At 72.3% G+C, this 17,067-nt stretch carries 16 protein-coding genes; 8 read left to right on the top strand and 8 right to left on the bottom strand.

Going from position 1 to position 17,067, the window contains the following annotated elements; all coding sequences use genetic code 11:
* Together Q0741_RS09335 and Q0741_RS09330 are read right to left on the bottom strand one after the other, a co-directional pair.
* The coding region (locus tag Q0741_RS09335) for an ABC transporter permease (protein ID WP_298232930.1) at window positions 1-1,177 on the bottom strand (1,177 nt) is incomplete at its 3' end.
* Window positions 1,174-1,827, bottom strand: a complete 654-nt coding sequence (locus tag Q0741_RS09330) for an ABC transporter ATP-binding protein (protein WP_298232929.1) — start codon at window positions 1,825-1,827, stop codon at window positions 1,174-1,176. The genes Q0741_RS09335 and Q0741_RS09330, both read right to left, overlap by 4 nt.
* A 299-nt stretch (window positions 1,828-2,126) precedes the next feature.
* Here Q0741_RS09330 and Q0741_RS09325 point away from each other — a divergent pair, with 299 nt between their 5' ends.
* The gene (locus tag Q0741_RS09325; RefSeq protein WP_298232928.1) at window positions 2,127-2,702 is read left to right on the top strand and encodes a GNAT family N-acetyltransferase; all 576 of its coding nucleotides are present in this window, start codon (window positions 2,127-2,129) and stop codon (window positions 2,700-2,702) included.
* A gap of 141 nt (window positions 2,703-2,843) precedes the next feature.
* Here the strand turns inward: Q0741_RS09325 and miaA are convergent, their stop codons facing one another.
* Together miaA and Q0741_RS09315 are read right to left on the bottom strand one after the other, a co-directional pair.
* Window positions 2,844-3,797 carry a tRNA (adenosine(37)-N6)-dimethylallyltransferase MiaA gene (gene miaA, locus Q0741_RS09320; protein WP_298232927.1) on the bottom strand — a complete coding sequence of 318 codons (954 nt, stop codon included), beginning with the start codon at window positions 3,795-3,797 and terminating at the stop codon, window positions 2,844-2,846.
* Between the two features lie 8 nt (window positions 3,798-3,805).
* The gene (locus tag Q0741_RS09315) at window positions 3,806-5,050 is read right to left on the bottom strand and encodes a Bcr/CflA family efflux MFS transporter (protein ID WP_298232926.1); all 1,245 of its coding nucleotides are present in this window, start codon (window positions 5,048-5,050) and stop codon (window positions 3,806-3,808) included.
* 244 nt (window positions 5,051-5,294) lie between these two features.
* Between Q0741_RS09315 and Q0741_RS09310 the strand changes: the two genes are divergently transcribed.
* The 3 genes from Q0741_RS09310 to Q0741_RS09300 all read left to right on the top strand — a co-directional run bounded on the left by Q0741_RS09310 (window position 5,295) and on the right by Q0741_RS09300 (window position 8,444).
* Window positions 5,295-7,439, top strand: a complete 2,145-nt coding sequence (locus tag Q0741_RS09310; RefSeq protein ID WP_298232925.1) for a PAS domain-containing hybrid sensor histidine kinase/response regulator — start codon at window positions 5,295-5,297, stop codon at window positions 7,437-7,439.
* Between the two features lie 12 nt (window positions 7,440-7,451).
* Complete coding sequence (locus Q0741_RS09305) at window positions 7,452-7,811, top strand: response regulator (protein WP_298232924.1); 360 nt, start codon at window positions 7,452-7,454, stop codon at window positions 7,809-7,811.
* 288 nt (window positions 7,812-8,099) lie between these two features.
* Entirely contained in the window at window positions 8,100-8,444 is a 345-nt protein-coding gene (locus Q0741_RS09300; RefSeq protein ID WP_298232923.1) for a hypothetical protein, read from the top strand.
* A gap of 113 nt (window positions 8,445-8,557) precedes the next feature.
* On the opposite strand, the gene Q0741_RS09295 is transcribed toward Q0741_RS09300, so the two are convergent.
* A complete protein-coding gene (locus Q0741_RS09295; protein ID WP_298232922.1) occupies window positions 8,558-10,117 on the bottom strand; it encodes a pseudouridine synthase in 1,560 nt (519 codons plus the stop codon).
* A gap of 311 nt (window positions 10,118-10,428) precedes the next feature.
* Here Q0741_RS09295 and Q0741_RS09290 point away from each other — a divergent pair, with 311 nt between their 5' ends.
* Together Q0741_RS09290 and sbcB are read left to right on the top strand one after the other, a co-directional pair.
* Window positions 10,429-11,493: a DNA ligase gene (locus tag Q0741_RS09290; RefSeq protein WP_298232921.1), complete on the top strand. Its 1,065-nt coding sequence runs from the start codon at window positions 10,429-10,431 to the stop codon at window positions 11,491-11,493.
* A gap of 81 nt (window positions 11,494-11,574) precedes the next feature.
* Window positions 11,575-12,999, top strand: coding sequence for an exodeoxyribonuclease I (gene sbcB / locus Q0741_RS09285; RefSeq protein WP_298232920.1), 1,425 nt, complete (start codon window positions 11,575-11,577; stop codon window positions 12,997-12,999).
* 19 nt (window positions 13,000-13,018) lie between these two features.
* Here sbcB and Q0741_RS09280 read toward each other — a convergent pair whose 3' ends face one another.
* Complete coding sequence (locus tag Q0741_RS09280; protein ID WP_298232919.1) at window positions 13,019-13,366, bottom strand: four-helix bundle copper-binding protein; 348 nt, start codon at window positions 13,364-13,366, stop codon at window positions 13,019-13,021.
* Between the two features lie 154 nt (window positions 13,367-13,520).
* Here Q0741_RS09280 and Q0741_RS09275 point away from each other — a divergent pair, with 154 nt between their 5' ends.
* Together Q0741_RS09275 and Q0741_RS09270 are read left to right on the top strand one after the other, a co-directional pair.
* On the top strand, window positions 13,521-14,348 hold the full coding sequence (locus tag Q0741_RS09275) for a hypothetical protein (protein WP_298232918.1): 828 nt from the start codon (window positions 13,521-13,523) through the stop codon (window positions 14,346-14,348).
* 222 nt (window positions 14,349-14,570) lie between these two features.
* Window positions 14,571-15,464 (top strand): PRC-barrel domain-containing protein, encoded by an 894-nt coding sequence (locus Q0741_RS09270; RefSeq protein WP_298232917.1) that lies wholly within the window; start codon window positions 14,571-14,573, stop codon window positions 15,462-15,464.
* A gap of 31 nt (window positions 15,465-15,495) precedes the next feature.
* On the opposite strand, the gene Q0741_RS09265 is transcribed toward Q0741_RS09270, so the two are convergent.
* Complete coding sequence (locus Q0741_RS09265) at window positions 15,496-16,374, bottom strand: helix-turn-helix domain-containing protein (RefSeq protein WP_298232916.1); 879 nt, start codon at window positions 16,372-16,374, stop codon at window positions 15,496-15,498.
* Window positions 16,375-16,583: 209 nt separating this feature from the next.
* Window positions 16,584-17,067 (bottom strand): aconitase family protein (locus Q0741_RS09260; protein WP_298232915.1); only part of this gene is annotated, 484 nt, incomplete at its 5' end.

Here is a 17,067-nt window from a genome sequence, read left to right as displayed (position 1 = left end):
TGGCGCCGCCTAAACCCTTGAGCGCCTGGGCGGGCGCCAGCTGCCGTGCCAGCTTCGCCGGCCACCAGCCGCCGGCCAGGGCCGCGGCCACGCCCAGCGCGCCGAAGACCAGCGCCGCGCCGGCGGAGAACTGCAGCCGCGGCGCGATGCCCGGGAAGTAGCCGCCGCCCAGGTCGCCGGCGAGCCAGCGCAGCGCCAGCGCGGCCAGCGCCGTGCCCAGCACCAGGCCGAGCACGCTGCCCAGCAGCCCGATGGCGGTGGACTCGGCCAGGACCAGCCCTCGCCGCTGCCCCGCCGACAGGCCCAGCACTCCCAGCAGCGCGAGCTGCGGCGTGCGCTGAGCGACAGACAGCGCCAGCACCGAGAACACCAGGAAGCCGCCCACGAACAGCGCCACCAGCGCCAGCACCATGAGGTTGACGCGGTAGGCGCGCGAGAGGTCCGACACGCGCTGGACCGCCGTGCGCGGCTCGGCCAGCAGCAGTCCCGGGGGCAATGTCAACGCCTCGCGCAGCGCGCGCGCATCGGCGCCGGTGGCCAGGCGGATGTCCACACGCGACAGCTTCCCGGGCGCGAAGCGCGCCTGCGCCGCCGCGATGTCCATGACCGCCAGCGGCGCGCCGCCCGCGGTCACCGTGCCGAGCACGCGCAGCGGCAGCCGTTGCAGCCCCTGCTGCAGCGTCAGCGTGCCGCCGGGCTGCAGGTTCAGCCGCTGCAGCGCGGCGGGGTTGAGGAAGACGGCGTCGGGTTCCAGGAAGGCGGTGAGCGCGGCGCCTTTCATGGGCACCGGGAACAGCGCTGCGGCCAGGGGGGTGACGCGCAGCGCGTCCACGCCCAGCAGCTTCAGGCTCACGCGCTCGCCGGCCGCGTTCAGCGCCGCGGCGTCGATCTCCAGCACCGGGCTGGCGGCTTGCACCAGGGGAGACAACGCCACGCGCTCGAACCAGGCGTCGTCCAGGTTGCCCTGGGCGGCGCTGCGCAGGCTGAGGTCGGGCTCGCCGGCGGCGGCGCGCGCGGCGTTGGAGAACTCGTCCAGCGCCGAGCGGTTGATCAACTGGACGGAGAAGGCCAGGGCCACGCCCAGCGCGACCGAGAGCACCGCCACCGCCAGCCGCCACGGGTGATGCCGCCACTCGGGCAGGACGAGCTGGCGCAGCAGAGGAAGCACGCTGCTCACGCCGGCAGCGGCTCGAAGCCGGTGGCGGTGAGGCACAGGGCGCGGTCGGCGCGCGCGGCGGCGGTCCGCGAGTGCGTGACCAGCAGGCAGATCGCCCCTTCGGCGCGGGCCTGGTCCAGCAGCAGCGTGAGCACGCGCTCGGCCGTGGCCGGGTCGAGGTTGCCGGTGGGTTCGTCGGCCAGCAGCAGCGCCGGGCGGTGCACCAGCGCGCGGGCGATGGCCACGCGCTGCAGCTGCCCGCCGGAGAGCGTGCGCGGCAGCCGGTCGTCGAAACCCTCCAGGCCCACCACGGCCAGCATGTGCTTCACGCGCGCGGGATCGGGGCGCTGGAGCAGCAACAGGGGCAAGGAGACGTTCTGGCTCACGCTCAGGTGGGGCAGCACGTGGAAGGCCTGGAACACGAAGCCCAGTTTTTCCCGCCGCCAGCGCGCGCGCTGCTCCTCGCCGAGCTGGAACACCTGTACGCCGTCGAGCGTGACGCTGCCGGCATCGGCTTCATCGAGCCCGGCGATGCAGTTGAGCAGGGTGGACTTGCCCACGCCGGACTCGCCCAGGATGGCGATGAATTCGCCGGGGTGGGCGTCCAGGTCCACCCCGGTGAAGACGGGGCTGTCGGCGTAGCGTTTTTCGAGGGAGCGGATTTGAAGCATGGGTTCGTGACGGAATTCACGGTCGGCGTGGGGCGGTTGGGCAAGAGGGGCGCCCGAGCCGGCTTTTATCAGCATGGTTATGCGGGGCTGGATGTTTCCGGAATTCCGTGACGAATTTCACGAACAAATCCAGGGCCTTCTGTGCCAACCGTCCGAAAACACACCGGGGAGGGACCGAGCCGGTCCGTCGATTCCAGGAACAGAAACGAGAACGACCTTGAAAAATTCGGCCTGGCAGGTCTGGAGTATCAAACCCATCGCACGGGTTTGAGATGGAGGCGCCTCCTTTCGAAGTGGCCTTGCTGCCCACCACCGAGTTGGTAGCTTTCTGGCGACGCCTGGGCACCTATCCCAATTTGCCGGACAAGGGATCTTTCGGCGAGCAGCCTGAATCCATAGAAATCGTCCCGTTCAGCGCCAAGTACCGGGAAGGCATCGCTTCGGTCATCCTGCCCATCCAGCAGTCCGAGCTGAACATTCCCATTTCACTGGAGGCGCAGCCGGACCTGATGGACATTCCGCGCTACTACCAGAGGGACAACGGCAATTTCTGGGTGGCGCTGGACAAGGAACGTGTGGTGGGGACGGTGGCACTGCAGGACATCGGCCAGCAACAGGGCGCGCTGCGCAAGATGTTCGTGACCCGCGCTTACCGCGGCCTGGAATTGGGTGTCTCCGGCGGGCTGCTCAAGACGCTGGTGGCTTGGTGCCGCGAGCGCGGCATGCGCTGGATTTTTCTGGGCACATCATCCAAATACCCCGCCGTGTCCCGTTTCTACGAAAAGAACGGCTTCAAGGAAATAGGCCGCCAGGAATTGCCGCCGAGCTTTCCGGCCATGGGGCTGGATGACAAGTTTTATGCGATGAAGCTGTGATACGGGTCCGATAAAGTTTTCGAACCCGTATTCCGTTCGTCCTGATGCTTCGATACCTCAGCACAGGGCACGCCCTGAGGTATCGAAGGGTCAGCACGAACGGGCTCTCAGCGTTCGAGAAATCCGTGGGATGTGTGTTGGTTAAAGCGCCGGCACTTTCTCGTGCAGCCGCTGCAGCAGCCGCGCCAGCGGGTCCGGCGCATCGCAAGCCACGCTCAGGCGCCAGGGCATGCCGCGCAGCCAGGTGATCTGGCGCTTGGCCAGTTGCCGCGTCGCGGCGCTGCCCGTCTCCTTCACGCGCTCGCGCAGCGCCGCGCCCGTCAGGCCCGCGTCCAGCGCTTCCCACACCTGGCGGTAGCCCACGCAGCGCATCGAGGGCATCTCCAACTGCAGGTCGCCCCGCGCGCGCAGGCGCTGCACTTCCTCGACCAGGCCCGCGTCCAGCATCTGGTCGAAGCGCTGGTTGATGCGCGCGTGCAGCCAGGCGCGCGAGTCGGGCTCCAGCGACAGGAACAGCCCCGCCGGCGCCTGCGCCTCGCGCTCGCGGTGGAAGGCCGAGATCGGCTGGCCGCTGACGCGCCACACCTCCAGCGCGCGCGAGATGCGCTGCGCGTCCAGCGGCGCCAGGCGCCTGGCCGTCACCGGATCGACCCGCGCCAGCTCCGCGTGCAGCGCGGCCCAGCCCCGCGCCGCCGCGTCGGCCTCGATGGCCGCGCGCACCTCGGGCACCGAGGCCGGCATCGCGTCCAGGCCGTCGATGAGCGCCTTGAAGTACAGCATCGTCCCGCCCACCAGCAGCGGCAGCGCGCCGCGTGCGCGGACGCCGGCCATGGCTTTCTCCGCGTCGGCCACGAATTGCGCGGCCGAGTAGGCCTGCGTGGGCTCGATCAGGTCGATCAGGTGGTGCGGCACCCGCGCGCGCTCGGCCGCCGTGGGCTTCGCGGTGCCGATGTCCATGCCGCGGTACACCAGCGCGGAGTCCACGCTGACGATCTCCACCGGCCGTGCCAGCCGCTCGGCCAGTGCCAGGGCCAGCGCGGTCTTGCCGCTGGCCGTGGGGCCGGCCAGGGCGATCCAGGGAGTTTCCAGGTCCATGCGCTCCGTCATGCCGTGCGCGGGCGCGGTTGCACCCCGTGGCGCTGCACCAGCGTCCAGCCCACCACGGCGGTGGCGATGCCGAACAGCCCCACCACCAGGCCCAGCGGCCGCGTGCTGCCGTCCATGGCGTGGCCCACCCACAGGCCCACCACGAAGGCCGTGGCGGCCAGCAGGAAGCCGTTGAGCGCCGAGGCCACGCCCGCGTTGCGCGGGAAGGGCCCCACCGCGCCGGTCTGTCCGCAAGGCTGGTGGATGCCGTGGCCGAAGCCGTAGAGCCACTGCGGCAGCAGCACCGCCCACACCTCCTGCACGCCGGCCAGCGCCAGCGCCGCCATCGACACGCCGCCCGCCAGGCTGAAGCACGCGCCGCGGCGCACCGCGCCGTCCAGCCCGTGGCGCAGCAGCCAGCGACGGCAGAAGAAAGTGCCCAGCAGGTACGCCACCGAGCCCGAGGCCAGCGCGATGCCGTACTGGCCCGGCGTCAAGCCCAGCACCTCGATGTAGACGAAGGAGGACAGCGCCAGGATCGCGAACAGCCCGCCGTAGGTGCTCGCCACCAGCGCCGACCAGGCGCGGAAGGTGCGGTTCGCCAGCACCTCGCGCACCGAGACCGCCAGCGGTCCCAGCCGCAGCGCGTGCGGATTGCGCTGCGCCAGCGACTCCGGCAGCCGCAGCGCCACGAAGGCCAGCGCGATGGCGCCGATGGCCGCCACCGCGCCCAGCGGCGCGCGCCAGCCCAGCGTCGCGGCCAGCGCGCCGCCCAGGATCGGCGAGCTGATGGCGATCAGGCCCAGCCCCGACATGCCCTTGGACATCACGTGCGCGCCCTCGTGCGGCTCGTACAGGTCGCGCACCATGGCGCGCGCGCACACCACCGCCGCCGCCAGTGCCGCACCCTGCAGCGTGCGCCACAGGATCAGCCACTCGATGGCCGGCGCCGCCGCGCCGCCGGCGCTGGCCAGCGTGTAGAGCGCCAGGCTCAGCAGCAGCACCGGGCGCCGCCCGAAGCGGTCGGCTACCGGGCCCCAGAACAGCTGGCCGATGCCGAAGGCCAGGATCAGCGCCGACATCGTGAGCTGGCTCTGCGCCGTGGTGGCGCCGAAGGCGCGCGTCAGGCGCGGCAGGGCGGGCAGGTACAGGTCCGTGGTGACGGGCTGCAGCCCCAGCAGCAGCGCCAGGGCCAGGGCAACGACGCCGGAAGAAACAGCCGGCCGCGAGGCGGCCGGCGGTGAAACGGGTGGAACGGGCATCGGGCGAGCGTATCAGCCGCGAGCGATACCCCCGGACGGGGGGCAAAATGCGTCGCGGTGTTAAGAATTTCCACCTGCTGCCCCGGGCAAGGCCCGGCGTTTGCTCTCCCGTCGCTTTCCTTCTCAGGTTCCCACCTTGACCACTTTCCTTGGGCAGCCGGTCGGCAGTGCCCCGCGCTGCGGTACGCCCGGCCCTTGCATGACCCACCTCGACGCTGACGCCCCCTCGGCACGCCCTCGCCCGATGCCATGGCCCGCCCAGCAGGGTGTGGTCGCGGCGTTGCTGCGCGAGCGCGCCTGGAGCGGCACGTCCCTGGGGCCGAGCGCGTCCTGGCCGCAAAGCCTGCGCACGGCCATCGACCTGTGCCTGGCCTCGCCGCTGCCGGGCCTGGTCTGGTGGGGGCCGGCGTTGTTCCAGTTCCACAACGACGCGGCGCTGGAACTGCTCGGGGCGCGGCATCCGGCCGCGCTGGGGCAGCCGGCGCGCGCTTGCTGGACGCGGGAGTGGGAGCGGCTGGGCCCGGTGGTGGAGGGGGTGCTGTCCACCGGCCAGCCCGTGATGGGCGTGCAGCCCGGGACCGAGCCGGACGAGGCTGCGCCGGGTTCCCCGCTCTGGTGCTGCAGCGCCTTGCGCGACGAAGGGGGCGTGGTGGCGGGGCTGTGCGTCACGGTGCTGCCCGGCATGCCGGCGACGTGGAGCGCGGGTGGTGGCGGCCCGGGCACCCCGGAGTCGCCGCAGACGGTTCTCGTGGAGCGTCGGCGGGGCGCCACGCTGGACGTGGTGGCCGTGCGCGCGGCACTGCGCGACAGCCAGATGCGCTTCCAGGCCGTGGCCGAGTCGGTGCCCGACCTGCTGTGGCGCAGCAGCCCCGACGGCCATGCCGACTGGTTCAACCGCCGCTGGCGCGAGTACACGGGCCAGACCGATGACGAGGCGCTGGGGGCGGGCTGGGCGCTGGCGCTGCACCCCGACGACCGGCCGGTGGCGCGCGCGCACTGGCGCCACGCCCGCAACACCGGCAAGCCCTTCGTGCACGAGTTGCGCATCCGCCGCCACGACGGCGCCCACCGCTGGCACCTGGTGCGCGTGGAGCCGCTGAGCCAGGGCGAGATGCTGCGCTGGTTCTGCGTGGCCACCGACGTGCACGAACAGCACACCGCGCGCGAACTGCTGGAGCAGCGCATGCAGCAGCGCACGCGCGAGATGCGCACGGTGCTGGACAGCGCCGCCAGCGCCATCATTGTCACCGACCTGCGCTGGCGCATCACCACCATCAACCCGGCCGCCGAGGCGCTGCTGCGCCTGCCGGTGGCGCAGGCGCTGGGGCGGCGGGTGTTGGACTTCGTCGATGCGCGCGAGCTGCGCACGCGCGGGCGGCTGCTGCCGGCGGACATCCGGCGCGTGCTGTGGCCGCGCGCGCGCACGGCCGACGCCCGGGGCCCGGCCGAGGCGGGGCAGGAGTGGACCTGCGTGCGCGCCGACGGCACGCGCGTGCCGGTGCTGCTGAGCCTGAGCGTGCTGCACGACGGACGCGGCGAGCCCAAGGGCTTCCTGGGCGTGCTGACGGACCTCTCCGAGCGCAAGTCGCTGGAGGAGCGGCTGCGCCTGCGCACCACGCAGGCCGAGGCCGCCAGCCGCGCCAAGAGCGCGTTCCTGGCGCACATGAGCCACGAGATCCGCACCCCGCTCAACGCCGTCATCGGGCTGAGCCAGCTCATGGCGCGCATGAAGCTGCCGCAGGACGCGCAGCGCTTCGTCGGCCACATCCAGCAGGCCGGCGAGCAGCTGCTGGCGCTGACCAACGACGTGCTGGACCTTTCGCGCATCGAGGCCGGCGAGATGCACCTGGAGTCCGTGCCCTTCGAGCTGGCGCCGCTGCTGCAGGCGCTGCGCGCGATGGTGGAGCCGCAGGCCGTGGCCAAGGGCCTGTCGCTGCGGCTGGAGCTGCCCGAAGGGCTGCCCGCGGTGCTGCAGGGCGACCCGCTGCGGCTCAAGCAGGTGCTGCTGAACCTGCTGGGCAACGCCGTGAAGTTCACGCTGGCGGGCCACGTGGTGCTGCGCGTGGCCCTGGCCGCGCGCGAGGCCGGCCGGGCGACGCTGCGCTTCGACGTGGTGGACACGGGCATCGGTGTGCCGGCCGACCAGCGCGCGCGCATCTTCGAGCCCTTCATGCAGGCCGACAGCTCCACCACGCGGCGCTTCGGCGGCACGGGGCTGGGCCTGTCCATCGTGCGCCGCCTGGTGGACATGATGGGCGGCACGCTGGCGCTGGACAGCACGCCGGGGCAGGGCAGCACCTTCAGCGTCACGCTCGCGCTGCCCGTGCTCGATGCGCAGGAGAGGGCTGAAAGGCCGAGGTTTCCCGGAGGTTCTGCGGATGAACGCTGAAGGTTGGCATCCATGAGTCCGCACATCCTGATCGTCGACGACCTGGTCGATGTGACGACGGTGTTCCAGTACTACTTCGAGAGCCTGGGCTACCGCGTCAGCGTGGCCGAGCATGGCGCCGCGGCGCTGGCGCTGGAGGAGGTTGATCCGGCGGACCTCGTCATCACCGACCTGAGGATGCCGGGCATGGGCGGGCGCGAGCTGGTACTGCAACTTCGCCAGCGCCGCGCCGAGCTGCCCATCATCATGATGTCGGGCTATGCGGGCGACGAGCCGCTGGTGCCCGGCAACACGAGCTTCTTCGTCAAGCCGGTCAACCTGGCGCTGCTGAACCAGCGCGTGAGCGAGATGCTCCAGGGCCGCGCCGCGTAGCCGCGGTGGCCCATCCTCCGACCCTCCGACCCTTTGACCCTTTGACCCTTTGACCCGGCGCGATGCCGGGCCATCCCCTTCGTGCCTGGCATTTTGCCCCGGTTGGTTTCTGGCGCAACGATTCGTGCCGGCGCGCCGGACCAGCCTGTCCACGCAGCTCCGCGGTCCGTGCCCGGCCTGGCGGGCACAGCCCTTGCCACTAGGGTTGTAAGCCCCGGGAGTCGCCCGTAGCCGGCACGGTTGGTTCCCGATGGTGATTCATGACCTGTTGTCTTAGAGGAGCACTACATGAACGTCATCCGCAACACTCTTGCCGCCACTGCCGTGTCGCTGCTGGCCCTGGCCGGCGCCGTACAGGCCGCAGACGAGTCCAACGTGGGCACGGGCACCGCGGCCGCCCAGGCCGAGAAGGACCGTGGCGTCCCGGGCGTGGACGTGGACGTGGGCAAGAACGCTGACGGCGCCATCGATGTGAATGTCAACAAGAACAACGCCAACGAAGCGTCGCCGGCGCGCAACGAGACCGCGCGCGGCGTGCCGGGCGTGGACGTGGACGTCGGCCGCAATGCCAATGGCGCGGTGGACGTGAACACCGACCGCGGCATGCGCGCGCCGCGCGCCGACCGCGGCTGACGCGCACTCTCGAAAGCGGACGCCGCGCGCGTCCCGCTTTCGTCATGCCCGCGAAGGCGGGCATGACGACATAGAGGGCCGGCCGCATCACCTCGCGGCCAGCGCCCTGGGAGTCAGAACTTCTCGAACTCCCCCAGGTAGCGCCACTGCCCCGGCGGCAGTTTTCCGAGCACCACGGAGCCGATGCGCACGCGCTTGAGACCCACGACCTTGAGGCCCACGGCTTCGCACATGCGGCGGATCTGGCGCTTGCGGCCCTCGCGCAGCACGAAGCGCAGCTGGTCCTCGTTCTGCCAGCTCACGTGCGCGGGCTTGAGCGGCTTGCCGTCGAGCTCCAGGCCGTGGCGCAGCAGTTCCAGGTCGCGCTCGGGCAGGCGGCCCGGGCGCATGTACTCCACGCGCACCAGGTATTCCTTCTCCACGCGCGTCTCGTCGCCGATGAGCTGCTTGGCGACGCGTCCGTCCTGCGTGAGCACCAGCAGCCCGGTGGAGTCGATGTCCAGCCGTCCCGCGGGCGCCAGGTGGCGCGCGTGGCCGGGATGGAAGCGGATGCGCGCCGGGTCCTCGCTCCAGTGGTTGTCGGCCGTGACCAGCACCGATGCGGGCTCGTAGCCGTCCTCGGCCTGGCCGCTGACGTAGCCGATGGGCTTGTTCAGCAGGATGGTCACGCGCTTGGCCTGCGATTCGCGCGCGGCGGGGTCGATGTCCACCACCTGGCCCGGCAGCAGGCGCTGGCCCAGCACGGCCATCTTGCCGTCCACCTTCACCCAGCCGGCCTCGATCCACTCGTCGGCCTCGCGGCGTGACACCAGGCCCTGTTCCGCCAGATGCTTGGACAGGCGCACGCCCTGCGCCGCCACCTCGGCTTCGGCAGCGGAGGCGTGGGCTTCGTCATCCGCCTCGACCGGTGCTGATCCTGCGTTCAGCTCGGCCTCGGGCAGCCGCTGGGGCACCGGCTGGCCGGGAGCAGGGCTGCGGCGGTCGAAGGCCGGGCGCTCCTCGCGGCGGGGGCGCTCGCCAAAGCCGGGGCGTTCGCCGCGCTGGGGGCGCTCGTCATGGCCGGCGGGGCCGCCGAAGCGGGGACGGTCGCCGAAACCGCCACGCTCCGCGCGTTGAGGCCGGTCGCCAAAGCCACCGCGCTCCTCGCGGCGTGGGCGGTCATCGCGCTCACCGGGGCCGGCGTGGCGGGGGCGGTCGCCGAAGCCGCCACGATCGTCGCGGCGGGGAGGGCGGTCACCGAAGCCGCCGCGTTCCTCGCGGCGCGGGCGGTCATCACGCCCGCCGGGGCCGGCGTGGCGGGGCCGATCACCAAAGTTGCCGCGCTCTTCATGGCGGGGCCGGTCGCCAAAGCCACCGCGCTCGTCACGGCGCGGGCGGTCGTCACGTCCGCCGGGACCGGCGTGGCGGGGACGGTCACCGAAGCTGCCGCGCTCGTCGCGGCGGGGGCGGTCGCCAAAGCCGCTGCGTTCGTCGCGGCGCGGGCCGCGTGCGGGGCCTTCGCGACGGTCCTTCGAGCCGGGACGGTCGCCGGCACTGCGTTGTTCCGCGCGCGCCGCGCGCTCGGCCTCAGTGGGCGCCGGGCCAGCCTTGCGGGCGGTGGGCCGCACATTGGCGCGCCGCGGATCGCGCGCCTTGGCGCCAGCCTTCAATCCAATCTTGGGTCTTTCACTCATCCCGGGATTGGACCATGCCGCTACCGGCGCATCGCCCGAAGCGGCTGCTGCCGGCAGGGGCGGGCGGCAGTAGTGCGCGGGTTGGGTAAGGCGCGGTGTCGTGCAGCGGCGTGGCAGCGATCGTGGATCCCGGCTTTCGCCGGGATGACGACGTTTCCTCTTCGGCCGGCATCGTCATGCGAGTCGCCGACAAAGGCGCTGTTTCCCCCGCACCACAACGCTTACTGCGCCCGCTCCTTACGGGTTCCGTCCAGGCCCGCGCCCGCGCGCCGCTTCCTATGCTGCTCCGCACCACGACGCGGGAGAGGGCCATGGACGACATGCAGCACACCGGCAGTTGGGATCACCACGCAGCGGCGGACGGCCTGGTCCGCCCGGGCACCGGCGGGGCAGGGCGGGACGGCAGCGGCAACCGGGCCGGCTGCGGTTTCGCCAGCGGGCTTTGCGCCCCCGGTGCGCCAGCTCCAACCCTCACGCGCCGTCACTTGCTGCTGGCCCTGCCGGCCTGGGCGCTGGGCGACACGGCCCGGGCCACCGCGACCGCGCCGGACCCCGCGGCGCAAGACGTTGCGCCCGCAACGCGGGCGCCAGCGTCGCACGAACCCCCGGCGCTGCTGCTGGCGCGCGAGGCCCCGGCCGACGTCGATCCCGCCGGCTATCTGGTGAGCGAGAAGTTCGACGGCGTGCGCGCGCTGTGGGACGGGCAGCGGCTGCGCTTTCGCAGCGGCGCGACGGTGCCGGCGCCGGCCGCCTTCCTGCACCGGCTGCCGCCGCGGGCGCTGGACGGCGAGCTGTGGCTGGCGCGCGGGCGCTTCAGCGAGCTCGCGGGCCTGGCCAGGCGCCAAGGCGCGAGCGAGGCGGACTGGGCCGGCATCCGTTACCAGGTCTTCGAGTTGCCGGACGCGCCGGGGCCCTTCGAGGCGCGCGCGCAGGCACTGGCCGAGCTGGTGGCGCGCCTGGAAACGCCCGCGCTGCAGGCGGTGGCGCAGGAGCGCGTGGCGGACCGCACGGCGTTGCAGCGCCGCCTGCAGCAGGTGCTGGCCTCCGGCGGCGAGGGGCTGATGCTGCATCGCGCCGATGCGCCCTACGTTACCGGCCGCAGCGAGCTGCTGCTCAAGCTCAAGCCGCAGCAGGACGCCGAAGGCATCGTCGTGGATCGGCGCTTCGGCAGCGAGGGCCGGATGCGGGGCCTGCTGGTGGCGCTGCGGCTGCGCCTGCCCGACGGGCGCGAGTTCCTGCTGGGCAGCGGCTTCAGCGACGCCCTGCGCCGCGACCCGCCGCCGCTGGGCAGCGTGGTGAGCTACCGCCACCGCGGCTGGAGCGCCACGGGACTGCCGCGCTTCGCGAGCTTCCTGAGGGTGGAACCGGGCATTTGAAGGTTTCCGCCGTTCGCCCTGAGCCTGTCGAAGGGCTCAGCCTGAACGGGCGTGTGTGGCGGCTCGGGTATCGTCCCGCCGATGAGCGACATGACCTTCTTCTGGCACGACTACGAAACCTTCGGCCGCGTGCCGCGACGCGACCGGCCGGCGCAGTTCGCCGGGGTGCGTACCGATGCCGAGCTCAACGAGATCGGCGAGCCGCTGAGCCTGTACTGCCACCCGCCGCTGGACATGCTGCCCGATCCCGAGAGCTGCCTGCTCACCGGCATCCTGCCCCAGCACTGCCAGGAACATGGCGTCGCGGAGCATGCATTCGCCGCCGCCATCGAGGCCGAGCTGTCGCAGCCGGGCACGGTGGGCGTGGGCTACAACAGCATCCGCTTCGACGACGAGGTCACGCGGCACCTGTTCTGGCGCAACCTCATCGATCCCTACGCCCGCGAGTGGCAGAACGGCTGCGGCCGCTGGGACCTGCTGGACGTGGTGCGCTGCGCCTACGCGCTGCGGCCCGAGGGCATGGAGTGGCCGCGGCATCCCGACGGGCGCGTGTCCTTCAAGCTGGAGGACCTCACCGCCGCCAACGGCCTCGCGCACGAGGCCGCCCACGACGCGCTGTCCGACGTGCGCGCCACCATCGCCCTGGCGCGGCGGCTGCGCCAGGCGCAGCCGAAGCTGTGGGACTTCTGCCTCAAGCTGCGGCGCAAGGACGCGGTGCTGGCGGAGATCGGCGTGGATAAACCCTTCCTGCACGTCTCGGGCATGTTCGGCGCCGAGCGCGGCTGCCTGGCGCTGATGTGGCCGCTGGGGCCGCATCCGTCCAACCGCAACGAGCTGCTGTGCTGGGACCTGGCCGCCGATCCGCAGGAGCTGTTCGATCTCGACGCCCAGGCCATCCGCGAGCGGCTGTTCACGCGCGCGCAGGACCTGCCCGAGGGCGTGACGCGGCTGCCGATCAAGAGCGTGCACATCAACAAGTCGCCGGTGGTCATCGGCAACCTGAAGACACTCAGCGATGCGCAGGCCGAACGTTGGGGCTTGGACAAGGCGCAGCAATGGGCGCGCGCCGAAGTCTTCAAGCAGCGGCAGCCGCTGCCGCCGCAGCTGTGGGCGCAGGTGTTCGAGCGCCCGGCCGCCGCGGGCCCGGTGGACGTGGACGAGGACCTGTACGGCGGCTTCGTCGGCAACGCCGACCGCCACAAGCTCAACGCGCTGCGCGCCGCGCCGCCGCACGAGCTGGCGCTGCGCGAGCCGCCTTTCGAGGATCCGCGCCTGTCGGAGCTGGTCTTCCGTTGGCGCGCGCGCAACTTCTCCCACACCCTCGACGAGGGCGAGCGGGCGCGCTGGGACAAGCACCGCGCGCGGCGGCTGCACGAAGGGCAGGGCGGCGTGCTGACGCTGGCGGCCTATGCCGAGCGCATCGACACCCTGAGCGAGACGGCCGACGAGCGCGGGCAGGAGATCCTGGGGGCGTTGTACGACTGGGCGGAGGAAATCGCGCCCTGATCTCCCGGCGGGCGCGCTTTCAAGGCGCGCCCACGCTCCCGTGTACCGCCGCGCGGCGGCAGGCCTCGGCGCAGCGGCGGCAGGCCTCGGCGCATTCCTGGCAGTGGTCCATGGGGTGGCGGCCGCACTCGGTGCCGCAGGCCTCGCACAGCTGCGCGCACAGGGCGCAGATGGCCTGCGCGTGCTCGCTGTCGCGCGCCATCGCGCCGGAGGCCAGGCGGCACATCGCGGCGCAGTCGATGTCCAGCGCGATGCAGCGCGCCATGGGCTTCGGTTCGGCCTCCTGCAGGCACGACACGGCGCAGTGGTCACAGGCCGCGGCGCAGGCGTCGCAGGCCTCGATGCAGACGGCATAGGGATGGTTCATGGGCTTGACTCCGGCGCCCTTGTCCTCGGGCGACGCGGGGCTGCCGGCAAGCCATGCACCCGCGGCGCGCATGCCGCTTGCTGAATTCCTGGGTACCGGCCGGGCGGCGTTTCGAGGCCGCCATCCACCCCACTACCGGACTCAAGGAGAAAGCATGAACAACCGACACATCGCCATGGCCCGACGCAACTTCCGCCTGGCCTTCCTGAGTGGCGCCGTGCTGGTGGCACTGGGCGCCACGGCCACGGCATCGAACGCCGCCCAGCGTGTGGACCGCAGCGCCGCGCAGGCGCAACTGCGCGCCGACATGCAGTACTGCAACAGCGGCCAGTCCGGACAGCCGCGCGCGCTGTGCCAGCACGAGGCCCGCCAGGCCTACAACGAGGCCCTGCGCGGCACGCTGGACGTGCCGCTGATGCCGGCCGGCACGCGCTCCACCACCGGCGTGGCCGCCGGCACGGGCAGCACCGGCTCGCAGGACATGACCACGGGTGCCGGCACGGGCATGTCCGGCAGCGGCAGCTCGCAGGGCGCCACGGGCTCGGGCATGGACCAGGGCAACCGCACCGGCACCGACAGCGGCATGAGTTCCGGCGGCATGTCGGGCAGCAGCAACTCCACCACCGGCGCCGGCACGGGCAGCGACGCCGGCAGCTCCTCCAGGACCGGCAGCGCCTCCTCGGGCAACAGCGGCTCCACCGCCGATCCGGGCCAGGCCGGTACGGCCGTGGGTCCCAACGCCGGTGCGCCGGGTGGCACGTCCTCCGGCACTTCAGGCAGCGGCATGAGCAGCGGCTCCACCACCGGCAGCGGTTCCACCATGGGCAGCGGCAGCAGCGCCGGCAGCTCCTCCAGGACCGGCAGCGCCTCCTCGGGCAACAGCGGCTCCACGGCCGATCAGGGCCAGGCCGGCACGGCCGTGGGCCCCAACGGCGGCGCGCCCGGTGGCACGGGCAGCGGTACGGGCAGCACCGGCCGCTGAGTCAGCCCTCTGGCGGCCGTGCCGATGCGGCCGCCGGCAGCCCCGCAAGGGCCGCGGCGCCAAGCGCCACGGCCCTTTTGCGCATCTGGGCCGGGGGTTGCGTTTGCATCGTCATCCCGGCGTGCGGGTCCCGGCCTTGCCCGGTGGTGATGCCGTCAGCCACGTTGCCGCAGCCATTGCACGGCGTGGCGACCCATGGACCGATCCACTCCGGAGAAACGCATGAAGAACGCTTCACTTCGACCCCGTTCCCTGGCCTTGCTGCTGTCGCTGGCCGGCGTGCTGACCGCGCCGGCGGTGCTCGCGGCGGAGGCCGTGCAGCCGTCCCAGACGTCCAAGGCCACCGCGGCGCCGGCGGCGCAGGGCGCCCTGGCGCGCGACGCGCGCGCGAGCCAGATCATCGGCCGCGAGGTGCGCGACCCCAATGGCGCCAAGCTGGGCGAGATCAACGACCTGATCGTGGACCTGGGCAGCGGCCGGCTGCAGTACGCGGTGCTGTCCTTCGGCGGCGTGGCCGGCTTGGGGGACAAGCTCTTCGCCTATCCCGTCAATGCCTTCCGTACCTCGACCGACAGCGACGACCTGGTGCTCACGGTGGACAAGAACCAGCTCGACGCGGCGCCGGGCTTCGACAAGTCCCGCTGGCCCGGGCTGGACGCGGATGCCTACTGGCGCGACGTGGACCGCCACTTTGGTGCCGCCGGCCGCAGCAGCGAGCGCTCTTCCACGGCCGCCGCCGGCGGCCAGCGCCTCATGCGCATGAGCCAGCTGCTGGACAAGGACGTCAACGACCGCCAGGGCGCCGATGCCGGCGAGATCGAGGACGTGGTGGTGAACATGGCGCAGCAGCGCGTGCACTACGTGGTGCTGGACTTCGACAAGAAATGGAGCCCGGACGACAAGCTGCTGGCGCTGCCGCTGACGGCGCTGAACGCGCCCGCCGGCAAGCGCGACGGCGACCTGGTGCTCAACGTGCCGCGCGAACAGCTCGACATGAAGCGCGGCTTCGACGAGAACGCCTGGCCCGACCTCAACGACCAGGCCTACCGGCGCGAGGTCGGCGGCTGGCTGGACCATTTCCCGGCCACCAGCCGGTCGCAGGAGCAGGGGCGCTGAGGGGCAGGGCACGCGGGGCGGGCTTCACGCCTCAGGCCCACAGCCGGTAGCTCCAGAAGCCCTCGTCCTCCTGGATGCGCCGGTACAGCTCCTCGGGGCTGAAGCCCGTGACGCGGCGCACCTCGCGGCACAGGTGCGACTGGTCGGCATAGCCGCTGGCATCGGCCAGCTCGGCCCAGTTGGGCGCGCCGCGCTCGGCCGCCTCGGCCATGCCCTTGAAAAAGGCCAGCTCCGCCCGGCCCATGCCCAGCAGCGAGCGCATCGGCAGACCGGCCCAGCGCTTCACCCGCCGCTCCACCTGGCGCAGGCTGCGGCCCGCGCCCGACAGCGCCGCATGCGCCGCCAGGGAGTGCGCCCAGTCCAGGTAGCGGTGCGCCCGCAGCGGCAGCGCCGGGCGCACGGCCTGCCAGCGGGGCTCCAGGAAGTCCTGCACGCGCGCCACGCGGGCGTCGTCGTCGGTCTCGGCCAGCACCGCCTCGCACATCGCGATCCAGTCGGCGGGCAGCGCCTCGCGCACGTCGGCGCGGCGGTTGACCCAGGCCGCCACCTCCAGGCCCGTGAGGCGGTGCAGGGCATCGGAGGTGAACAGGACCATCAGGCCGTGGCAGGGGCCGGCGTGCCAGCCCATGGACGGGCGCGTGCTCGGCCCCAGCAGCATGGCGCGCGGCTCCAGCCGCTCGCGCGGCACCGACAGGCTCTCCGGCGCACCGGGCGGCAGCAGCTCGGCCGTGCCCTCGAACTGCCAGAACAGCGTGCACAGCGGCGTGGAGGGCAGGTGGTCCATGCACTGCGCGTCGTCCAGCACCGCGGCGCGCGTGTCGCGGGCCAGCGCGGCGCGCACGCAGCTCGCCAGCGTGGGGCGCGGCAGCCACAGGCGGCTGATGGTGTCGGGCGAGAGATTGCCGGGCATGGGGGCGGAGTCTGGGAGCGGGCTGCAACTGCGGACGCCGCCCCGGGAGAGATCGATTCCGCTGTCCGTCCACCCGCCCCCTTGCGCCCCAGCGGCAGCCGCCCGCCCGGCCCGCGAGCGCGGCCGCCCAACGAAAAAGGCCCGCTTGCGCGGGCCTTTCTATTCATGCGTCAGTCGCGGCCTGTGTCAGGCCACGGCCGTGAAGGTGCTCAGGCGTTCACGCCCTGCGCCACTTCCGCGTACTCCTCGATCTGGTCGAAGTTCATGTACTTGTAGATCTGGTCGGCGTTCTTGGTGACGACGCCGATCTCGGCCAGGTATTCCTCGGGGGTCGGGATGCGGCCCAGCTTGGAGGCGACCGCCGACAGTTCCGCCGAGCCCAGGAACACGTTGGTGTTCTTGCCCAGGCGGTTGGGGAAGTTGCGGGTCGAGGTGGACATCGCGGTGGAGCCTTCCTTGATCTGCGCCTGGTTGCCCATGCACAGCGAGCAGCCCGGCATCTCCATGCGGGCACCGGCGCCGCCCAGGGTGGCGTAGTAGCCCTCCTTGGTCAGCTCGGCGGCGTCCATCTTGGTCGGCGGGGCCACCCACAGGCGCACCGGGATGTCCTTCTTGCCTTCGAGCAGCTTGCCCGCGGCACGGAAGTGGCCGATGTTGGTCATGCACGAGCCGATGAACACCTCGTCGATCTTG

Source organism: uncultured Azohydromonas sp. (genome assembly GCF_937926365.1).
Taxonomy (GTDB): domain Bacteria; phylum Pseudomonadota; class Gammaproteobacteria; order Burkholderiales; family Burkholderiaceae_C; genus Azohydromonas.
The sequence above is the reverse complement of the archived record's forward strand: the minus strand, read 5'-3'. Positions and strand labels throughout refer to the sequence as shown.